Here is an 18,973-nt window from a genome sequence, read left to right as displayed (position 1 = left end):
GGCCGGGCCGCGGCGCGGGACGGGATCACCGGCAGTTCACTGCCAGCGCTGTTCCTTCAGCTTCATCGGACCTGACGGCCCGACGATCGTGCCATCCAGGGCAAATTCGTAGCGCCTGTCCTTGGCCCGGAACCCTGCTTTGGTCGGGTCGTTGAGCCGCGTACCGCCCGACTTGTGGCCGTTCACGACGGCGCCGAGTTTCAACTCGTCGAGGTAGCCATAGACCGTGACCTTGTCGTGGGTCTTATGCAGCAGGCTGGCGACCTGGCCGGCAAAACTTTGATTGACGTTGATGGTGTCACCATCGGCCAGCGTCAGGCCGGCGCTGAAGCAGGCAAAAATCTTCAGTTTCATCAAGACGTTAGGCAATTTGCTTTTTACCAGAAATTCATGAAACTGATCTGGCTTCATATCCCCTAAACGGCTGGTCTGTATTTCGTTTGCTGCGCTCTTCTCGTCCTTTGAATTATAACCGTGAGCTGAAATATAGAGAACATCACCTTCTTTTATTTTTGGTATGCCAGCCGCCGTGATTTTTTGATATCTTTTCCGCTCCAGGCTTTTGGTAGAAACAAAATTTTCTACCCCTTCCCTCAAGTCGTTGCTCAACACCAAGATGTGATGCATCGGCTCGTTCGTGACGGCTTTCGGCACAGCAACCTCGCTTCGCTGATCTGACCTCCGGATGGGGGTGAGATGCTAAGCGGACTCGGTTCCAATTCGATGTCGAGGCGGGACATTCACGTTGCAGCAGTAACACTGCCGCAATCAATCCGGATCCGCCGAGTTCGCGGGCGCGAACCCGGCGGACGCGGACCGGCCGTCTATTTCTTGCCGGCCCGCCAGGCGCGGATCTTGTCGGTCAGGCCGTCATGGTCGCCCAGCGGGCGCTGCGGCACGTCATCCCACCAGTCGTCGCGCATCGGCTTCCGCTCCGGGTTGCGCGGATAGACGATGCGGTTCTCGGCCTTCGGGGTCTCGCCGACCACCAGCAGCCGCACCTCCGCGTCGGTGTTGTTGAGGAAGCTGTGGCTCTGGCCGGTGCCGGCCGGGAAGCCGACGGCGTCGCCCGGCTTCAGCCGGTGCAGCACCCCGTCCAGCCACACATCGGGCGTACCCTCGATGACATAGACGAACTCCTCCTCCAGGCTCTCGGCATGCGGATAGGAGGTGCGGCGCCCCGGCAGCAGCCGCTCGTGGTGGATGCCCAGCCGCCCGAGCCCGAAATGCCGGGCGAAGGGCGCGCCGATGGCCATCAGTTCGTCGTCGCCCTTGTAATGTCGGTCGTCCGGCCCCTCGATCTCGGTCCAATGCGTGATGCAGGACGGACGGTCCGTCGATGCCATGGCTGTTTCCCCCTAGAGAACGTACATCGAACGAGACTAGCCGAACCCGGCCGACGGTGCCATGTCGCTGACACAGTCGCAGCCGAGCCTCGGGACATGAGCCGACACCATCGCCGCACTTTGCTCGCCCTGCTGCCCGCCGGCCTGCTGGCCGCCTGCGCCGGGCCGTTCGGCGGGCCGCCGCCGCCCCGGATCCGCATCGTCGACCTGCGACCGCTGGACGCCACCCTGTTCGAGCAGCGCTGGGAGATCGAGCTGGGGCTGGAGGAGCAGGCCGGCACCGGGCTGCAGGTCGACGCCATGACCGCCACGGTGGAGATGAACGGGCGCGAGTTCGGCAGCGGCCGCAGCGACCGCCCCTTCCTGCTGCCGGCCCTGGGCGAGCGGCGGGTGACGCTGCCGCTGCGCGGCTCCGCCCTCGGCCTGGTCGACCAGCTGGCCACCATCGGCCGCCGCGGCGAGCTGAAATGGAGCGTCGAGGGCGTGATCCTGAGCGCCGGCCGCCAGATCCCCTACCACGACGACGGCACGGTGTTCTCGCTGCGGGATTCGCTGATGGACTCTTTGCTTCCGTTCTAAAGCCCCACGCCGACGACGCCCTGCAACCGCGTCAGCGCCTCGGCCAGCTCGGCCCGGCCGGCCGCGGCGGCGAGGCTGATTCGCAGCCCCTGCGGCGCCTCCCGCGTCACCGCGAACAGGTCGGACGCCACCACCTCCACCCCCGCCGCCAGGCAGGACGCGGCCGCGCCCGCCCCGTCGGCCAGCGGCAGCCAGAGATGCGGGCTGGGCGGGCCGTCGGGCGCGACGAAGCCGGGTAGCGCCCGCCGGGCCTGGGCGTGCCGGGCGGCGATCTCGGCCCGCTGCCAGGCCAGGCGGCGGGCGGCGGTGCCGTCCTCGATCCAGCGGCAGGCGACCTCGCCCATCAGCGGCGCCAGCGGCCAGCTGGTGGCGTGGATCTGGTCGGCCAAAGCGTACACCGGCTCACTGGCGCCGGCGATCAGGCCGAAGCGCAGCCCCGCCGCCACGCTCTTGGACAGGCTGGTGACCAGCACGCCGCGCTCGGGCAGCAGCGCGACCAGCGGCGGCCGGTCGGTCAGCGCGCCATAGACGTCGTCCTCGACCAGCCACAGCCCGTGGCGGTCGGCGACAGCGGCGATCTCGGCCTGCCGCGCCGGGCCCATCACCGTGCCGGTCGGGTTCTGCAGGTTCGGCACCAGCACCGCGACCGTGGCGCCGGTGGCGCGGACGGCGCGGTCGAGCGCGTCGGGCAGCATGCCCTCGCCATCCATGGCGACGCCGTGCAGCGGCAGGCGCAGCCAGCGCGCCGCCGCCTTCAGCCCGGGGAAGGCCAGATCCTCGACCAGCACCGGGGCGCCGGGCGGGCACAGTTGCAGCAGCGCCGCCGCCAGCGCCGCCTGCGCCCCGGCGCAGGGCACCACGTCGGCCGGGCGCAGATGCAGGCCGCGGGCGGCGAGCCAGGTGGCGCCGGCGACCCGCGCCCGCTGCAGCAGCGCCGGCGGGTGATAGGCCAGCGCCGCGTCGATCCGGCCCTCGGCGGCGATGGCGGCCAGCGCCGCCGCCAGGTCGGTGGCGTCGGGGTCGATCGCCGGCACGTTGGTCGACAGGTCGATCACATCGGGACGGCCGCCAGCCCCGGCCTTCAGGCCGAACAGCGCGGCCTCGCGGCTGGCGGCCAGGACATAGGTGCCGCGCCCGACCTCGCCCGACACCAGGTGGCGCCGCGCCGCCTCGCGATAGGCCTGGGTCACGGTGCTGACGTTCAGCTTGAGGTGCCAGGCCAGGTCGCGATGGGTCGGCAGCCGCTCGCCCGGCCGCAGGCTGCCGGCGGCGATGGCGTCGGCGATCGCCTCGACGATGGCGAGGTAGCGCACCGGGCTGCGCCCCTCCAGGCTCGGGCTCCACATTCTTGTCTGCCACACAATGTCTTCGTTGACCCACACAATCACGGCAGCCGATGCTGGGCGTCAATCCTGAGTTCGACCCGGCCTGAGTTCAACCCGGAGCGCCGACCATGTTCGACCTGACCGCCCTCGAGGACGCCGCCCGCCTGGTGCACGCGACCATGCTGCCGACCCCGCAGCTGGCCTGGCCGCTGCTGGCTGCCCGCACCGGCTGCGAGGTCTGGGTCAAGCACGAGAATCACACCCCGATCGGCGCCTACAAGGCGCGCAACGGCCTGGTCTTCATCGACGCGCTGCGCCGCCGCCGGCCCGACATCCGCGGCGTCGTCACCGCAACGCGCGGCAATCACGGCCAGAGCCTGCCCTTCGCCGCCCGCGGCACCGGCCTGGCCGTCACCGTGGTGGTGCCGCAGGGCAACTCGACCGAGAAGAACGCCGCCATGCGCGCCTTCGGGGCAGAGCTGGTGGAGCATGGCCGCGACTTCGACGAAGCCTATGGCCACGCCAGGCATTTGGCCGGGGAGCGCGGACTGGAGATGGCGCCGGCCTTCCACCCCGACCTGATGCGCGGCGCCGCCACCTATGCGCTGGAGCTGTTCCGGGCGGTGGCCGATCTCGATACCGTCTATGTGCCGATCGGCATGGGGTCGGGGATCTCGGGCCTGATCCGCACCCGCGACCTGTTGGGCCTGAAGACCCGGATCGTCGGCGTGGTCTCGACCGAGGCGCCGGCGATGGCGCTGTCCCTCGAGGCCGGGCGGGTGGTGACGACCGAGACCGCCAACACCTTCGCCGACGGCATGGCCTGCCGGGTGCCCGACCCCGAGGCCTTCGCCATCATCCGGGCCGGTGCCGAGCGCATCGTGCGGGTGACCGACGACGAGATCGCCGCCGCCCTGCGCGCCTATTGGACCGACACCCACAACCTGGCCGAGGGCGCCGGCGCCGCGCCGCTGGCCGCGCTGCTGCAGGAGCGCGAGCGGATGCGCGGCAAGCGGGTCGGGCTGATCCTGACCGGCGGCAACATCGACCTGGCCTTGGCCCGGCGGGTGATCTCCGAGGCTTGAGCCGCCAGCCCGGCGGACGGTCAGGCGGCCCGGGGCGGCACGTTGCCGAGCAGCGGGCCGAGGCCCTCCGCCATGGTCAGATGGGCGATGACGGCGTCGCGCAGCCGGGGATAGGGCAGGTCCGCCAGCATCGCCGTCTGCACCGCGGCCATGATCTCGCCGGCCTCGGAGCCGATGGCGGTGAAGCCAAGGATGCGGTCGTCGTCGCCGGCCACCAGCACCTTCATGAAGCCATCGGTCTCGTCGGTCGCCTCGGTGCGCAGCACGGCGGCCATCGGCAGCCGGGCGACGCGCGTGGCGATGCCCTGGCGCTGGGCCTCGCGCTCGTTCAGCCCGACCCGGGCGAGCGGCGGGTCGGTGAACACGCAGTAGGGCACCAGCCGGTCGCCGGTGCTGCGCCGCCCGCCGGCGAGGTTGTCCCGGATGATCCGGAAGTCGTCGACCGAGACATGGGTGAATTGCGGGCTGCCGGCGCATTCGCCCATCGCCCAGACGCCGGCCGCGCTGGTCTCCAGCCGGTCGTTGACGGCGATGAAGCCGCGGCCGTCGAGCCGGATGCCGGCCTCCTCCAGCCCGATCCCGGCGGTGTTGGGCACCCGCCCCGCCGCGACCAGGATGTCGCTGCCGGTGATGGTCTCCTCCCCGGCGGCGGTGCGCACGGTGACCGCGACCTCCTGGCCGGACCGGCCGCGCACGGCCAGCGCCTCGGCCCCCACCAGGAAGCGGATGCCCTCGCCACTGAGGATCCGGTGCATCTCCTGGGCGACGTCGGGGTCCTCGCGGCTCATCAGCTGCGGCCCGGATTCGATCACCGTCACCTGGCTGCCGAAGCGGCGATAGGCCTGGGCCATTTCGAGGCCGACATAGCCGCCGCCGAGTACGACCAGATGCGCCGGCAGGCGGTCGAGCTCCAGCGCCTCGATATGGGTCAGCGGCCCTGCCGCCTCGAGCCCCGGCACGGCGGGGATCAGCGCATGGCTGCCGAGGTTGAGGAACACCCGGTCGGCCGCCAGCAGGCGCGTGCCGCCGTCGTTCAGCTGCACCTCGACCGTCTTCGCCGCCACCAGGCGCCCCGACCCCATGATCAGCTCGGCGCCGCTGGTCTTGTAGGCGTTCAGGTGAAAGGCGATCTCGCGCTCGACCATGTCGCGCTTGCGCTGGCGGACCTTGGCCATGTCGGTCGCGACCGGGCCGGTGATGGTGCCGAACTGCCCCGCATGCTGCGCCAGATGCGCCACCCGCGCGCTCCACATCTCGTTCTTGCTGGGCAGGCACGCCACGGCGGGGCAGGAGCCGCCGACCCAGCGCCGCTCGACCACCGCGACGCGCTGGCCGGAGCGCGCGAGATGCCAGGCCAGCAACTTGCCGCCCTGTCCGCTGCCGAGGACCAGGGCGTCAAACCGTTCCGACTGCGTCATGACGATCCTCCGTGTAGGGGTGCCTGATGCTCATTCCCCGTCGCCTGTGGAAGCCCCCGTCTGGTGATATGCTTTATTCCTGGAAGGAATGAAGATGAACCGACTGGCCGCCATGGAAGCCTTCATCCGCGTCGTCGACGCCGGCTCGTTCTCGGGCGCGGCCCGACAGCTGTGCGTCGGCCAGCCGGCCGTGTCCAAGACCATCGCGCAGCTCGAGGACCGGCTGGGCGTGCGGCTGCTGCTGCGCTCGACCCACCGGCTGACGCCGACCGACGCGGGCCGGACCTTCTACCAGCGCGCCAAGCGCGCGATCGAGGAGGCCGACGAGGCTGAGCACGCCGCGCGCGGCGCCGCCGCGACGCTGTCGGGCCGCCTGCGCGTCTGCGGCGCCGTGACCTTCGCCCGGCTGCATGTGATCCCGCGGCTGTCACTGTTCCTGGCGGAGCACCCGGCCCTCGATGTCGACGTCGTGCTCGACGACCGGCAGATCGACATGATCGAGGCCGGGGTGGATTTGGCGCTGCGGATGGGCCGGCTGGATGATTCCACCCTGACGGCGCGGCGGATCGGGCAGTGCCGGCGCTGCGTGATCGGCACCCCCGCCTATTTCAAAGCGGCCGGCGTGCCCCAGGCCCCGGTCGACCTGGCGGCGCACCAGGCGGTCATCCACGACCAGCCCGGGGCCGGCGCGGCCTGGACCTTCCGCCGGGGCAGCGTCGAACGCTCCGTCACCTTGCGCGGCCGGCTTCGCGCCAACGCGGCGGAGGGCGTGCGCGAGGGGGTGCTGGGCGGGCTGGGCCTGGCCATCGCCTCGGAATGGATGTTCGCGCCGGAGCTGGCCTCCGGCGCCGTGGTGCCGGTGATGCAGGACTGGTCGCTGCCGCCGCTCGACCTGTGGGCGGTGTTCCCCAGCGGGCGGCAGGCCAGCGCCAAGGCCCGCGCCTTCGCCGACTTCGTCGAGGCACAGCTGTCGGGCGGGGCGACCCGCTGAACGGCCGAAGCAGGCCCCGGCGCCTCAGTGCTTCAGCAGGCGTGGCCGCTCCGCCGCCGGATCCGGCGGCCCGGCCGCCTGCTGCACCTGGGCGAGATCCCCGGCCCGGACGCCGAAGGACACTTCGAAGCCATCGGGCGTCGTCAGGGTGAGGATCAGGATCCCCGCCACATCGCCCTGCTCCAGCCGCAGCCCATCGGCAGGGTAGACGATCCGCAGGGAGTCATCCCGATGCCGCGCCCGAAGGGCCTGGCCGGCCATGCGGGGCAGGGTCATGACCAGCTTCGGCACGCAATCCGCCGGCAGGCTGAGGCTGGCGGGCCGCCCCTCGATGTCGACGACGCGGATGCGGATGCGGGAGCCGTCGGGCGCGATCTCGAAGGTGGTGAGATCGGCCGCTTCGATGTCAGTGCCCATGGCAGATCGACCACCATTCCTTCGCCGGAAAGACCGCCTTTGCGGCTGTCTTGCATCGATGACGATCGGGTCTTCGGGTTACGGCGCGATGTCCGGGCCAGGGAATCTGGTTACAGCAGCAAGGGAACGTCCCTACTCCCCCTGCTGCAGCAGCGAGCCGCGGTCGCGGGCGCGGTGGAAGCCGTAGGTGAAGGCGGCGCAGCCGATGGCGAGCCACAGCAGGTTCAGCCCGGCCGCGGCGAGGAAATGGCCGGCGTCGAAGCCCTGGCCGTGCAGCAGGCCGCGCATGCCTTCGAAGACATGGGCCGGCGGCGTCGCCAGCGCCACCCATTGCAGCCAGCCGGGCAGCACCGCCACCGGATAGTAGATCGCGCTGATCGGCGAGATGGCGAAGACGATGGCCCAGGCCAGCCCTTCCGCCCCCATGCCGTAGCGCAGGATCAGGGCCAGCACCACCAGGGCGATGGCCCAGCCGGTGACGATCAGGTTGACGAAGAAGGCCAGCAGCGGCAGGCCGAGGCTGAAGATGTTCCAATGGTACAGGAGGATCGCCAGCAGCGCCGCCGGCACCACCCCGGCCAGGGTGCGGACCAGGCTCATCGCCATCAGCGACACCGCCCATTCCCAGGGCCTGAGCGGGCTGACGAAGAGATGGCCGAGGTTGCGGCTCCACATCTCCTCCAGGAACGAGATCGACATGCCGAGCTGGGCCCGGAACAGCAGGTCCCACAGCAGCACCGCCGAGAGCAGCACCCCGGCCGCCTGGGCCTGCCAGTTCATGGTCGGCGCCAGGCTTTCGGTGATCAGCCCCCACACCACCATCTGCACCGTCGGCCAATAGGCCAGCTCGATCAGCCGCGGCACCGAGCCGCGCAGGACGTAGAGATGGCGCAGCATCACCGCGAGGATGCGGCCCGCGGCCGAGCCGCGCTGAGGAGCGGACGCAGCGGTCAGGCTCATTGCGCCGCCGCCTCCAGCGGTGCGCGGCCGCTGCGGGCGATGTCCAGGAACACCTCCTCCAGGTCGCTGCGGCCGTAGCGGGCGATCAGCTCGTCGGGCGACCCGTGGTCGACGATCCTGCCCTCCTTCATCATCAGCACCGTGTCGCACAGGCGCTCGACCTCGCCCATGTTGTGGCTGGCCAGCAGGATGGTCGCCCCCCGCTCCGCCCGGTAGCGCTCCAGCATGCCGCGCACCCAGTCGCCGGTGTCGGGGTCGAGCGACGCGGTGGGTTCGTCCAGCAGCAGAAGTTCGGGCGCGTTGACCAGCGCCTTGGCCAACGCCACCCGGGTCTTCTGCCCGGCCGACAATTTACCGGACGGCCGGTCAATGAATCCGGTCAGGTCCAGCATCTCCGCCAGCTCCGCGATCCGGCCGCGGCGGTCGCGCACGCCGTACAGCCGGGCGTAGACCGCCAGGTTCTCCTTCACCGTCAGCCGATGCGGCAGATCGACATAGGGGCTGGAGAAGTTCATCCGGGGCAGGACGGAATAGCGGTCCCGTGCCATGTCGTGGCCCAGCACGGTGATGCTGCCGCCGCTGGGCAGCAGCAGGCCGAGCAGCATCGAGATCGTGGTGGTCTTGCCGGCGCCGTTGCCGCCCAGCAGGGCGACGGTGGCGCCGCGCGGCACGGCGAAGGAAATCCCGTCGACCGCGGGCGCGGCACCGGGACTGAAGCGCTTGGTCAGGCGGTCGGCTATGATGGCGGCGTCGGAGAGCATGGAGCGAGCATGGACGGCCATCCGCAAAATGACCAGGGGGCCCCGATGGGCCTGGCGGCGGATCACGGCCAGGGGGCGGTGACCCGCCCGCTGCCGGAGGCGCCGGACGCCCTGCCCGGGCGGCGGATGCAGGCGCGGATCAGCCAGATCACCCTGATCAAGATCCGCTGGGTCGCGGTGGCCGGGCAGGCCGCCAGCCTGCTGCTGGTGCATTACGGCCTGGGCTACACCCTGCCGCTGTGGCCGGCGCTGGCGATCGTCGCGATCTCGGTCGCGCTGAACACCGCCGCCTTCATCCAGGGCAAGTGGCGGCTGCGGCTGATGGAGCGCGATGCCGCGCTGTATCTCGGCTACGACCTGGCCCAGCTGGTGGCGCTCTTGTTCCTCACCGGCGGGCTGATGAACCCCTTCGTGGTGCTGATGCTGGCGCCGCTGACGGTCTCGGCCACGCTGCTGAGCTACCGCAGCACCGCGACGCTGACCGGCCTGGCGCTGGGCGGCATCAGCCTCTTGGCCTTCTGGCACTATCCGATGCCCGGCGGCATGGCGCCGAACGCGTCGCCCTACCACCTCGCCATCTGGATCGCGATGGCGATCGCCATCACCTTCATCGCCCATTACGTCTGGCAGGTCGCCGCCGATGCCCGCCAGGTGTCGGACGCGCTGGGCGCCACCCAGATGGCGCTGGAGCGCGAGCAGCGGATCTCCCTGCTCGGCGGCCTCGCCGCCGCGGCGGCGCACCAGCTGGGCACGCCGCTGGGCACCATCACCCTGATCGCGCGGGAAATGCGGCGCGACGCGCCGGCGGACAGCCCGATGGCCGAGGACCTGGCGCTGCTGGAGCAGGAGGTCGGCCGCTGCCGGGACATCCTGACCGAGCTGGCGCGGCGGCCGGAGCCGGATGACGGCGACCCGTTCCGGCTGATGAGCCTGCCGGCGCTGGCCGGGGCCGCGGCCGAGACCTACCTGCACGCCGAGAACCGCCGCCTGGCGATCACCGCCGGCGACGGCCCGCCGGGCCAGACGCTGGTGCTGCGGCGGACGCCGGAGCTGATCCACGGCCTGGGCAACCTGATCCAGAACGCCCTGCAATTCGCCCGCAGCCGGGTCGAGATCTCGGCCGAATACGGGCCGAAGACGGTGGTGCTGAAGATCGTCGACGACGGGCCCGGCTTCCCGCCCGCCCTGCTCGGCCGCCTCGGCGAACCCTATGTTTCCGGCCGCGGCGAGGACAGCGACCACATGGGCCTGGGCATCTTCATCGCCGCCACGCTGCTCGAACACAGCGGGGCACACCTGTCCTTCTCGAATGGCCCGCAAGGCGGCGCGGTTATTGCAGTTGCGTGGCCGAGGCATAAATTTGAGAGGAAAGAGAGGACTTGGTCATGACCACCACCCCCGCGACCCTCACCGCCGAGCAGCCGGCGCCCCTGCCGGCGCGCGACGCGGCGAGGAGCCTGCTGATCGTCGACGACGACATCGCCTTCCGCACCCGCCTGGCCCGCGCCATGGAGAAGCGCGGCTTCGAGGTGGTGACCGCCGACGGCCTGGCCACCGGCATCGACCTGGCCCGCCGCGTCGCCCCCGCCTTCGCGGTGCTGGACCTGCGGCTGGGCGACGGCAACGGCCTGGACATCGTGCCGGTGCTGCATGAGGCGCGGCCGGAGAGCCGGGTGATCATGCTGACCGGCTACGGCAACATCGCCACGGCGGTGGCCGCGGTGAAGGCCGGCGCGGTCGACTACCTGGCCAAGCCCACCGATGCCGACCAGATCGAGGCGGCGTTGCTGAACCCGGGCGAGAGCCTGCCGCCGCCGCCGGAAAACCCGATGTCGGCCGACCGCGTGCGGTGGGAGCACATCCAGCGCGTGTTCGAGCAGTGCGACCGCAACGTGTCGGAGACGGCGCGCCGGCTGAAGATGCACCGCCGCACCCTGCAGCGCATCCTGAACAAGCACGCCCCGAGGGCCTGACCGCCCGGGGCCGGCTGCGGGCTCAGCCTGCTGCCGGCTTCGGCAGCCGGGCCGTCGCCTCGATCTCGACCCGCATGTGCGGCTGCACCATCTGGGCGAAGATCGTGGTGTTGGCCGGCCGGGCGGCCTCGCAGTTGCGGCGGATGATCGGCAGGATGCGCTCGAACTCCGCCTGGCTGGCGACGTAGATCACCACCCGCACCAGGTCCTCCAGCCCCGCCCCGGCCTGGCCGAGCGCCCAGGCGATGTTGCGGAAGCAGTTCTCGCACTGGGTTTCGACATCCTCCGGGAAGGTGAAGGCCGCCGCGTCGAAGCCGGTGGTGCCGGACACCAGGACCCAGCCGTCGACCACCACGGCGCGGGCATAGGCTGCCTTATCCTCATAGGGCGATCCGGTGAAGATGCGCTCTCCGATCATGGTCTCGATCCTTTTCGCTGGTGATGGAGTCTCAGAGCCGCAGCGTGCCGTCGACGACGGTGACGCAGCGTCCGTGCACTTGCACGCCCTCGGGTCCCAGCCGGACCGTGATCCGGCTGGGACGGCCGAGCGCGTGGCCCTGTTCGATGGTGACCTCGCCGACCGCCGGCGCCAGGCCGCGCTGGGCGAGGTGCCAGGCCAGGGGGCCGGCGGCGCTGCCGGTCGCGGGGTCCTCGGTGATGCCGACGGTCGGGTTGAAGAAGCGGGCCTGGGCCGCGGCCGCCGGGTCGATCGGGTCGAGGCTGTAGAGGTAGCAGCCCTGGGCCACGACCAGGCGGAGGGCGGCCAGCAACCGGGCGGCGTCGGGCCGGGCGGCGGCGACGGCGGCGCGGTCGCAGGCCTGCACCAGCAGATGCGACGCCCCGGTCGAGACCACCCGCGCCCCCAGCAGCTGGTCGCCGTCGCCGAGGCCGAGCGCCGCCGCCAGCGCCGCAAGGTCGGGATGCTCCGCCAGCGCCTGGGGCGCCGCCTGGGTCAGGCCGATGGTGGCGAGCACCCCGCCTTCCGCCCGCACCGCGACCGGCAGCACCCGACCGCCGAGCTGCTGGTGCAGCGCCAGCCCGTCGCCGAGCGGGCCGAGCCGACCCGATTCCGCCAGCCACCACCACGCGCCGAGCGAATTGTGGCCGGCGCCGACCACCTCGTCGCCCGTCGGGGTGAAGGAGCGCAGCCGCCAATCCGCGTCGGATGCCGTCGGCGCCAGCAGGAAGGTGGTCTCGGACTGGTTGAACTCGCGGGCGATCCGGCGCATCGCCGCCTCGTCCAGCGCATCGGCGTCCGGCACCAAGGCGAGCGGGTTGCCGGACAGCGGTTCGTCGGCGAAGACGTCGACCAGATGGAACGGCACGGTGCGGCGCGAGGCGGTCATGGTGGCCCGGGGAATTGAGGTTGCTTCAGGTGTCGAAGCCATGATCCCCTGGATCAGCCGATCGCCCTAGGGAGATCTCCTCAACTGCTATTGAGATAATCTCACACCCATGACCCAGCCCTCGCTCAACGCGCTGCAGGCGGCCGAGGCCGTGGGGCGCCTCGGCTCGCTGTCCCGCGCCGCCGAGGCGCTGGGCGTGACGCCGAGCGCGATCAGCCACCGGCTGCGCGGGCTGGAGGCGCAGCTGGGCGTCGCCCTGTTCGACCGCGGCGAGCGCGGCCTGGTGCCCACCGCCGCCGGCCGGCGGCTGCTGCCGGCGCTGGGCGACGCCTTCCAGCGCATCGCCGCCGCGGTGGCGGAGACCACGGCGCAGGACCGCAGCACCGTGACCGTCACCTGCGGCCTGGCCTTCGCCGCCAAATGGCTGGTGCCGCGGCTGGTCGGGCTGGCGGCGCAGCATCCGGATCTGGAGGTCCGGCTGGTCACCACCAGCCGGCTGGTCGAGTTCGACCGCGAGGATGTCGACCTCGGCATCCGCTTCGGCCGCGGCCGCTGGCCCGGCCTGCGGGCCGAGCCGGTGGCGCCGCAGCCGCTGGTGCCGGTCTGCGCCCCGGCGATCGCCGCCGACCTGCTCGACCCCTTCCACACGGCCAGGGTGCCGCTGATCGAGGATGAGCAGAGCCTGTTCGGCTGGGACGACTGGTTCGCGGCCGGCGGCCCGGCGGCGCTGGCCGACCATCCCCGCCGGCGCTTCCCCGACGCCTCGCTGGCGGTCGAGGCCGCCTTGGCCGGGCACGGGCTGTGGCTGGGCTGGCCGCTGGTGGTGGAGGACGCGCTGCAGGCCGGCCGCCTGGTCCGCCCCTTCCCCGGCACCATCGACGCCGGGCTGGGCTTCTGGCTGGTGTCGACCCCGACGCGCTGGCGCCGCCCCCAGGTGGTGCGGTTCCGCCGCTGGATCGCGGGTTCGGTCGAGGCCTCCCGGCCCTAGGCCGCCACCCGCGCGGCGCGGCGCACCGCCTGGGGCGGCTGGCCGAAGGCGCGCAGGAAGGCGCGGCGCATCCGTTCGCGGTCGGCGAAGCCGGTCTCGGCCGCGATCACATCCATCGAATGGCGACCCTGCTCCATCATCACCCGCGCGGCCTCGACCCGCAGGTTCTCGATCGCCTTGGCCGGGGACTGCCCGGTCTCCGCCCGGAAGGCGCGGCTGAACTGGCGCGGGCTGAGATGGGCCGCCTGGGCCAGATCCTTCACCGACAGGACGCTGCGCAGGTTGCGCCGGGCATGGTCGAGGGCGCGCTGCACCCGGTCCGATTTCGGTTCCAGCTCCAAAAGCGCCGAGAACTGCGACTGGCCGCCGGCGCGGCGGTGGTAGACCACCAGCTTGCGGGCGATCGACCGCGCCATCTCCGGCCCCAGATCCCGCTCCACCAGGGCGAGGGCCAGGTCGACGCCGGCGGTCATGCCCGCCGAGGTCCACACCGACCCGTCGCTGATGAAGATGCGGTCCTCCTCGACCTTCACCTTGGGGAAGCGGGCCTGGAGGTCGCGGGCGAAGGCCCAGTGGGTGGTGGCGCGGCGGCCGTCGAGGATGCCGGCCTCGGCCAGCACGAAGGCGCCGGTGCAGGGCGCCGCCAGCCGCCGCGACGTCCCCAGCGCCCGCTGCACGAAGTCCAGCAGCCGCGGCGTCGACGGCTCGACAATGGTGCCGGCGCCGATCATGACGGTGTCGAATTCGGCCGTGCCGAAGGCCTCGGTGTCGACGCTGAAGCCGGCCGAGGCGCGCACCGGGCCGCCATTCTCCGACAGCAGGCGGATGCTGTAGACCGGCGCCTCGGACGACAGGTTCGCCATCTCGAACACCGTGATGGCGCTGAAGCTCATCACCTGGAAGTCGGGGAAGACGACGAAGCCGACGCTGTGCATGACGCTCTCCGGAGGCATGTCCCAAAACGTTGTATATATGACATTCCGGTCGGGCGCCATCAGCCACACCTCTAGGCCATCGCATTCGCCTGCTGCGGCGGGCACCGAGAGGGAACCGACATCATGACCACCATCGCGGACAAGGGCACGGCGCTGATCACCGGCGCATCATCGGGCATCGGCGCGATCTATGCCGACCGGCTGGCGCGCCGCGGCCACGACCTGATCCTGGTCGCGCGCAACCAGGATCGCCTGGACGCCCTGGCGCAGCGCCTGCGGGAACAGACCGGCCGGACGGTCCGCACCGTCGCCGCCGATCTCGGCGACGAGGCCGGCCTGGCGCGGGTCGAGGCGCTGCTGCGCGAGGACGCCAGCATCACCACGCTGGTCAACAATGCCGGCTTCGGCGCGACCGCGCCGCTGCTGGCGTCGGACATCGGCCGGATGGTGGAGATGATCGCCATCAACGTCACCGCGCCAACCCGGCTGGTCCATGCCCTGGCCCCCGGCCTGGTCGCCCGCGGCGGCGGCACGATCATCAACATCTCCTCGATCGCCGCGGTCTCGCCGGAGATCCTGAACGGCGTCTATTCCGGCACCAAGGCCTTCGTCCTGGCCTTCAGCCAGTCGCTGCACCACGAGCTGGCCGACAAGAAGGTACGGGTCCAGTCGGTGCTGCCCGGCGCCACGGCCACCGAGTTCTGGGGCATCGCCGGGGTGCCGCTGGAGCATCTGCCGGGCGAGATCGTGATGCCGGCCGAGGCCATGGTCGACGCGGCGCTGGCCGGGCTGGACCAGGGCGAGCTGGTCACCATCCCGGCCCTGCCGGAGCTGGCCGACTGGCAGGCCTACGACACCGCCCGCCTGGCGCTGAAGCCGAACCTGTCGCGCCAGGCCCCGGCCGCCCGCTACCGGGTCGGCGGCGGTCCGGCGTAGGCGCCCCATGGCAGTCCGAAGACTATCGTCTTCGGACTGCCAGACAATCCTAAGCGATGCGTTGACGATACCTTCCGTGGCGGCCTAGCGTTCCAGACTTCCCGGCCAAACCCTGGAACAAGCAAGAAGCGGAGCGGAAGACAAGGTGACCGAAACAACCGTCCCGGCGGCCTATGCCGTCAATTCCGCGGCCTCGACCACCAAGCAGGCCTGGCTCGAATCCCATGAGGAGGGCTACCACAAGGGACTGAAGTCCCGGCAGGTGCAGATGATCGCCATCGGCGGCGCCATCGGCACCGGGTTGTTCCTCGGCGCCGGCGGGCGGCTGCAGATCGCGGGGCCGGCCCTGGCCCTGGTCTACCTGGTCTGCGGTTTCTTTTCCTTCCTGATTCTGCGGGCGCTGGGCGAGCTGGTGATGCACCGCCCGACCTCCGGCAGCTTCGTGTCCTACACCCGCGAGTTCCTGGGCGAGCGCGCCGCCTTCGTCGCCGGCTGGATGTTCTTCCTGAACTGGGCGATGACCGGCATCGTCGATACCACCGCCGCGGCCCTGTACATGCAGTACTGGTCGATGTTCTCCGACGTGCCGCAATGGCTGTTCGCGCTGGTCGCCATCGGCCTGATCACGGTGATGAACCTGGTCGGGGTGAAGTGGTTCGGCGAGATGGAGTTCTGGTTCTCGCTGGTCAAGGTCGCGGCGCTGGCGCTGTTCCTGATCATCGGCGTCGTCATCCTGGGCAGCGGCACCGAGGTCGCCGGCCATGCCACCGGGCTGCAGCTGGTGTCCGCCAATGGCGGCATCTTCCCGCACGGGCTGCTGCCCGCCGTCATCATCGTCCAGGGCGTGGTCTTCGCCTATGCCGGGATCGAGCTGATCGGCACTGCCGCGGGCGAGACCGAGGACGCGCGCAAGATCCTGCCGCGGGCGATCAACAGCGTGATCTGGCGCATCGCGCTGTTCTATGTCGGCTCGGTCGCCCTCTTGGTGCTGCTGCTGCCCTGGACCGCCTACAAGGCCGGCGAGAGCCCCTTCGTCACCTTCTTCACCGCGCTGGGCGTGCCGGGCATCGGCACCATCATGAACATCGTGGTGCTGACCGCCGCGCTGTCCAGCCTGAACTCCGGCCTCTACTCCACCGGTCGGGTGCTGCGGTCGATGGCGATGGGCGGGTCGGCCCCCGAATTCGTCGGCAAGATGAACGCCCACAAGGTGCCCTATGGCGGCATCCTGGTGACGGTCGCGATCTACTGCATCGGCGTGGTGCTGAACTACCTGGTGCCGTCGCAGGTGTTCGAGATCGTGCTGAACATCGCCTCGCTCGGCATTGTCAGCACCTGGGCCTTCATCCTGGTGTGCCAGCTGATGCTGCGCCGGGCGGTGGCGCGGGGCGAGGCCCAGCGGGCGACGTTCCGCATGCCGGCCGCCCCGGCCAGCACCTGGGTCACCCTGGCCTTCCTGTTCGGCGTGCTGGTGCTGATGGCCTTCGACTATCCCGTGGGGACGCTGACCATCTCGTCGCTGCCGGTGATCGCCATCGTGCTGGCCGTCGGCTGGCGGCTGGCCCGCGACAAGGTCAGGGCGATGACACCGACCATCCCGTCCGTCGTCCTGACCCAGCGGGTGCTGGAGGATGGCGAAGAGCTGCCGTAGCCGAGGCTGCCCCTGCCGCATGGCAGGGACCTGATGGGGGCTTGACCTTCCAGTTGCTGGAATCCCCATCTCCCCTCCATGAGCACCACAGCCTCCGTCCGACTGGACATCACCGGCATGACTTGCGCGGCCTGCGCCGGCCGTGTCGAACGCGCCCTGTCCCGCACGCCCGGCGTGCTGAAGGCCAGCGTCAACCTGGCGCTGGAGCGGGCCGACATCGCCCTGGCCCCGGACGGGCCGGACCGCATGGCGCTGGCCGAGGCGGTGCGCGACGCCGGTTACGACGTGCGCCCCATGGTCACCGCCGAGGAGGCCGAGGGCCGGCCCTGGATCGAGACCGCGACCCTGGCCGCGGCGGTGCTGCTGACCCTGCCCCTGGTCCTGAACATGGCGGCGATGGCGCTGGGCCTGGCCTGGCACCTGACGCCGTGGACCGAGCTGGCGCTGGCGACCCCGGTGCAGTTCTGGGCCGGCGCCCGCTTCTACCGCGGCGCCTGGGCCTCGCTGCGCCACCGCAGCCCCGGCATGGACGTGCTGGTCGCGCTGGGCACCAGCGCCGCCTGGGGCTTCAGCGCGGTGCAGGTGGCGCTGCATGGCGACATGGCGATGGGCCAACTGTACTTCGAAGCCTCGGCGGTGGTGATCACCCTGGTGCTGCTGGGCAAGCGGCTGGAGGCGCGGGCCAAGCGCGGCGCCAGCGCCGCCCTGCGCGCGCTGATGGCGCTGCGCCCCGAGACCGCGCGGGTGCTGACCGCGGACGGCCCGGTCGAGCGGCCGGTCGATGAGCTGCGCCCCGGCGACCGCATCCTGGTCCGCCCCGGCGAGCGCTTCCCGGTCGACGCCACGGTCGAGGCCGGAGACAGCGAGGCCGACGAATCCCTGGTGACCGGCGAAAGCCTGCCGGTGGCCAAGCGCCCCGGCGACACGGTCGCCGCCGGCGCGCTGAACGGCACCGGCGCCCTGACCCTGGCGGCGACGGCGGTGGGCGAGGATTCGACCATCGCCCGCATCGTCCGGCTGGTCGAGGCGGCACAGTCGGGCAAGGCGCCGATCCAGAAGCTGGTCGACCGGGTCAGCGCCGTGTTCGTGCCGATCGTGCTGGTCCTCGCCGTCGCCACCTTCGCCGGCTGGCTGCTGGCGGGCGGCAGCATCGACCAGGCGCTGGGCGCCGCGGTCGCGGTGCTGGTGATCGCCTGCCCCTGCGCCATGGGCCTGGCCACGCCGGCCGCTATCGTCACCGGCACCGGCGCCGCCGCCCGCGCCGGCATCCTGATCCGCGACATCGAGACCATCGAGCGGGCGCCGCGCATCGACACCGTGGTGTTCGACAAGACCGGCACCCTGACCGAGGGCCGGCCCGCGGTGACCGACATCGTCGCCCCTGCCGGTGACGAGGAGTCGTTGCTGGCCCTGGCCGCCGCGGTGCAGGCCGGCAGCGAGCACCCGCTGGCCCGCGCCGTGGAGGCCGAGGCCATGCGGCAGGGCGTCACCATCCCGGCCGCGACCGGCATCACCGCCCGGCCCGGCCGCGGCGTGTCCGGCACCGTCGGCGGCCGGAGCGTCATCATCGGCAATGCCGCGCTGATGCAGGAGAGCGGCGCCGCCCTGCCCGAGGCCCTGGCGCAGGCGCTGGCCGAGCGCGAGGCCGCCGGCCGCACCGTCATGCTGGTGGCGATCGCCGGCGAGGTGCGCGGCGCCATCGCCGTCGCCGACCCGGTGCGTGCCGGCGCGGCCGAGGCGGTGGCACGGCTGACCGACCTGGGCATCGCTACCCGGATGCTGAGCGGCGACGCCCGCGCCGTGGCCGACAGCGTCGCCGCCCGGATCGGCATCACCGAGGTCGAGGCGCCGGTGCGGCCGGAGGACAAGGTCGCCACCATCGCCCGGCTGCACCGCGGCGGCGCCCGGGTGGCGATGGTCGGCGACGGCATCAACGACGCCCCGGCCCTGGCCGAGGCCGATCTGGGCATCGCCATGGGCGGCGGCACCGATGTGGCGATGGCGGCGGCGGCGATCACGCTGATGCGCCCGGACCCGCGCCTGGTGGCCGACGCCCTGGCGATCAGCCGGGCGACCTGGAACAAGGTGCGGCAGAACCTGTTCTGGGCCTTCGCCTACAACGTGGTCGGGCTGCCGCTGGCGGCGCTGGGCCTGCTGAACCCGGCGCTGGCCGGCGCCGCGATGGCGCTGAGCAGCATCAGCGTCGTCGCCAACGCGCTGCTGCTGCGGCGCTGGCGGCCGCGGGCGTGATGGGCCTGGACC

General features: G+C 71.5%; 19 protein-coding genes. 9 read left to right on the top strand and 10 right to left on the bottom strand.

Going from position 1 to position 18,973, the window contains the following annotated elements; all coding sequences use genetic code 11:
• Positions 1-36 precede the first annotated feature (36 nt).
• Both E9232_RS29825 and E9232_RS29820 read right to left on the bottom strand, forming a co-directional pair.
• Entirely contained in the window at positions 37-654 is a 618-nt protein-coding gene (locus E9232_RS29825; RefSeq protein WP_309800443.1) for a hypothetical protein, read from the bottom strand.
• 170 nt (positions 655-824) lie between these two features.
• Positions 825-1,346 (bottom strand): cupin domain-containing protein, encoded by a 522-nt coding sequence (locus E9232_RS29820; protein WP_309800441.1) that lies wholly within the window; start codon positions 1,344-1,346, stop codon positions 825-827.
• A 96-nt stretch (positions 1,347-1,442) separates the two neighbouring features.
• Here E9232_RS29820 and E9232_RS29815 point away from each other — a divergent pair, with 96 nt between their 5' ends.
• The gene (locus tag E9232_RS29815; RefSeq protein WP_309800439.1) at positions 1,443-1,925 is read left to right on the top strand and encodes an LEA/WHy family protein; all 483 of its coding nucleotides are present in this window, start codon (positions 1,443-1,445) and stop codon (positions 1,923-1,925) included.
• Here E9232_RS29815 and E9232_RS29810 read toward each other — a convergent pair.
• Positions 1,922-3,271: an aminotransferase-like domain-containing protein gene (locus E9232_RS29810; protein ID WP_309800437.1), complete on the bottom strand. Its 1,350-nt coding sequence runs from the start codon at positions 3,269-3,271 to the stop codon at positions 1,922-1,924. The genes E9232_RS29815 and E9232_RS29810 overlap by 4 nt on opposite strands.
• Before the next feature lie 107 nt (positions 3,272-3,378).
• Here E9232_RS29810 and E9232_RS29805 point away from each other — a divergent pair, with 107 nt between their 5' ends.
• The gene (locus E9232_RS29805) at positions 3,379-4,335 is read left to right on the top strand and encodes a threonine dehydratase (RefSeq protein WP_309800434.1); all 957 of its coding nucleotides are present in this window, start codon (positions 3,379-3,381) and stop codon (positions 4,333-4,335) included.
• A gap of 20 nt (positions 4,336-4,355) precedes the next feature.
• Here the strand turns inward: E9232_RS29805 and E9232_RS29800 are convergent, their stop codons facing one another.
• The gene (locus E9232_RS29800) at positions 4,356-5,753 is read right to left on the bottom strand and encodes a mercuric reductase (RefSeq protein WP_309800432.1); all 1,398 of its coding nucleotides are present in this window, start codon (positions 5,751-5,753) and stop codon (positions 4,356-4,358) included.
• A gap of 94 nt (positions 5,754-5,847) precedes the next feature.
• On the opposite strand from E9232_RS29800, the gene E9232_RS29795 reads away from it, so the two are divergent.
• Complete coding sequence (locus tag E9232_RS29795; protein ID WP_309800430.1) at positions 5,848-6,744, top strand: LysR family transcriptional regulator; 897 nt, start codon at positions 5,848-5,850, stop codon at positions 6,742-6,744.
• Positions 6,745-6,768: 24 nt separating this feature from the next.
• On the opposite strand, the gene E9232_RS29790 is transcribed toward E9232_RS29795, so the two are convergent.
• The 3 genes from E9232_RS29790 to E9232_RS29780 form a co-directional block, all read right to left on the bottom strand.
• Positions 6,769-7,161, bottom strand: a complete 393-nt coding sequence (locus E9232_RS29790) for a hypothetical protein (protein WP_309800429.1) — start codon at positions 7,159-7,161, stop codon at positions 6,769-6,771.
• A 132-nt stretch (positions 7,162-7,293) separates the two neighbouring features.
• Positions 7,294-8,121, bottom strand: coding sequence for an ABC transporter permease (locus tag E9232_RS29785; RefSeq protein ID WP_309800428.1), 828 nt, complete (start codon positions 8,119-8,121; stop codon positions 7,294-7,296).
• Positions 8,118-8,882, bottom strand: a complete 765-nt coding sequence (locus E9232_RS29780) for an ABC transporter ATP-binding protein (protein WP_309800426.1) — start codon at positions 8,880-8,882, stop codon at positions 8,118-8,120. Before E9232_RS29780 ends, E9232_RS29785 begins: the two co-directional genes overlap by 4 nt.
• 9 nt (positions 8,883-8,891) lie before the next feature.
• Between E9232_RS29780 and E9232_RS29775 the strand changes: the two genes are divergently transcribed.
• Positions 8,892-10,271 (top strand): ActS/PrrB/RegB family redox-sensitive histidine kinase, encoded by a 1,380-nt coding sequence (locus E9232_RS29775; protein ID WP_309800424.1) that lies wholly within the window; start codon positions 8,892-8,894, stop codon positions 10,269-10,271.
• On the top strand, positions 10,268-10,855 hold the full coding sequence (locus E9232_RS29770) for an ActR/PrrA/RegA family redox response regulator transcription factor (protein ID WP_309800422.1): 588 nt from the start codon (positions 10,268-10,270) through the stop codon (positions 10,853-10,855). The genes E9232_RS29775 and E9232_RS29770 overlap by 4 nt, the downstream gene beginning before the upstream one ends.
• A 22-nt stretch (positions 10,856-10,877) precedes the next feature.
• Here E9232_RS29770 and E9232_RS29765 read toward each other — a convergent pair whose 3' ends face one another.
• Both E9232_RS29765 and E9232_RS29760 read right to left on the bottom strand, forming a co-directional pair.
• Positions 10,878-11,273, bottom strand: a complete 396-nt coding sequence (locus E9232_RS29765) for a RidA family protein (protein ID WP_309800419.1) — start codon at positions 11,271-11,273, stop codon at positions 10,878-10,880.
• A gap of 31 nt (positions 11,274-11,304) precedes the next feature.
• Complete coding sequence (locus E9232_RS29760; RefSeq protein WP_309800417.1) at positions 11,305-12,201, bottom strand: PhzF family protein; 897 nt, start codon at positions 12,199-12,201, stop codon at positions 11,305-11,307.
• Positions 12,202-12,310: 109 nt separating this feature from the next.
• On the opposite strand from E9232_RS29760, the gene E9232_RS29755 reads away from it, so the two are divergent.
• Entirely contained in the window at positions 12,311-13,189 is an 879-nt protein-coding gene (locus E9232_RS29755; RefSeq protein WP_309800415.1) for a LysR substrate-binding domain-containing protein, read from the top strand.
• Here E9232_RS29755 and E9232_RS29750 read toward each other — a convergent pair.
• Complete coding sequence (locus tag E9232_RS29750) at positions 13,186-14,124, bottom strand: GlxA family transcriptional regulator (RefSeq protein WP_309800414.1); 939 nt, start codon at positions 14,122-14,124, stop codon at positions 13,186-13,188. The genes E9232_RS29755 and E9232_RS29750 overlap by 4 nt on opposite strands.
• A gap of 123 nt (positions 14,125-14,247) precedes the next feature.
• On the opposite strand from E9232_RS29750, the gene E9232_RS29745 reads away from it, so the two are divergent.
• From E9232_RS29745 to E9232_RS29735, 3 genes are all read left to right on the top strand, one after another.
• Positions 14,248-15,060 carry an SDR family NAD(P)-dependent oxidoreductase gene (locus E9232_RS29745; protein WP_309800411.1) on the top strand — a complete coding sequence of 271 codons (813 nt, stop codon included), beginning with the start codon at positions 14,248-14,250 and terminating at the stop codon, positions 15,058-15,060.
• A 145-nt stretch (positions 15,061-15,205) separates the two neighbouring features.
• Positions 15,206-16,711: an amino acid permease gene (locus E9232_RS29740; RefSeq protein WP_445351995.1), complete on the top strand. Its 1,506-nt coding sequence runs from the start codon at positions 15,206-15,208 to the stop codon at positions 16,709-16,711.
• Between the two features lie 78 nt (positions 16,712-16,789).
• Positions 16,790-18,961: a heavy metal translocating P-type ATPase gene (locus tag E9232_RS29735; protein WP_309800409.1), complete on the top strand. Its 2,172-nt coding sequence runs from the start codon at positions 16,790-16,792 to the stop codon at positions 18,959-18,961.
• The last annotated feature ends 12 nt before the right edge of the window (positions 18,962-18,973 follow it).

The sequence above is a fragment of the Inquilinus ginsengisoli genome, from assembly GCF_031453975.1.
GTDB classification, from domain to species: Bacteria; Pseudomonadota; Alphaproteobacteria; order DSM-16000; family Inquilinaceae; genus Inquilinus; species Inquilinus ginsengisoli_A.
The sequence above is the reverse complement of the archived record's forward strand: the minus strand, read 5'-3'. Positions and strand labels throughout refer to the sequence as shown.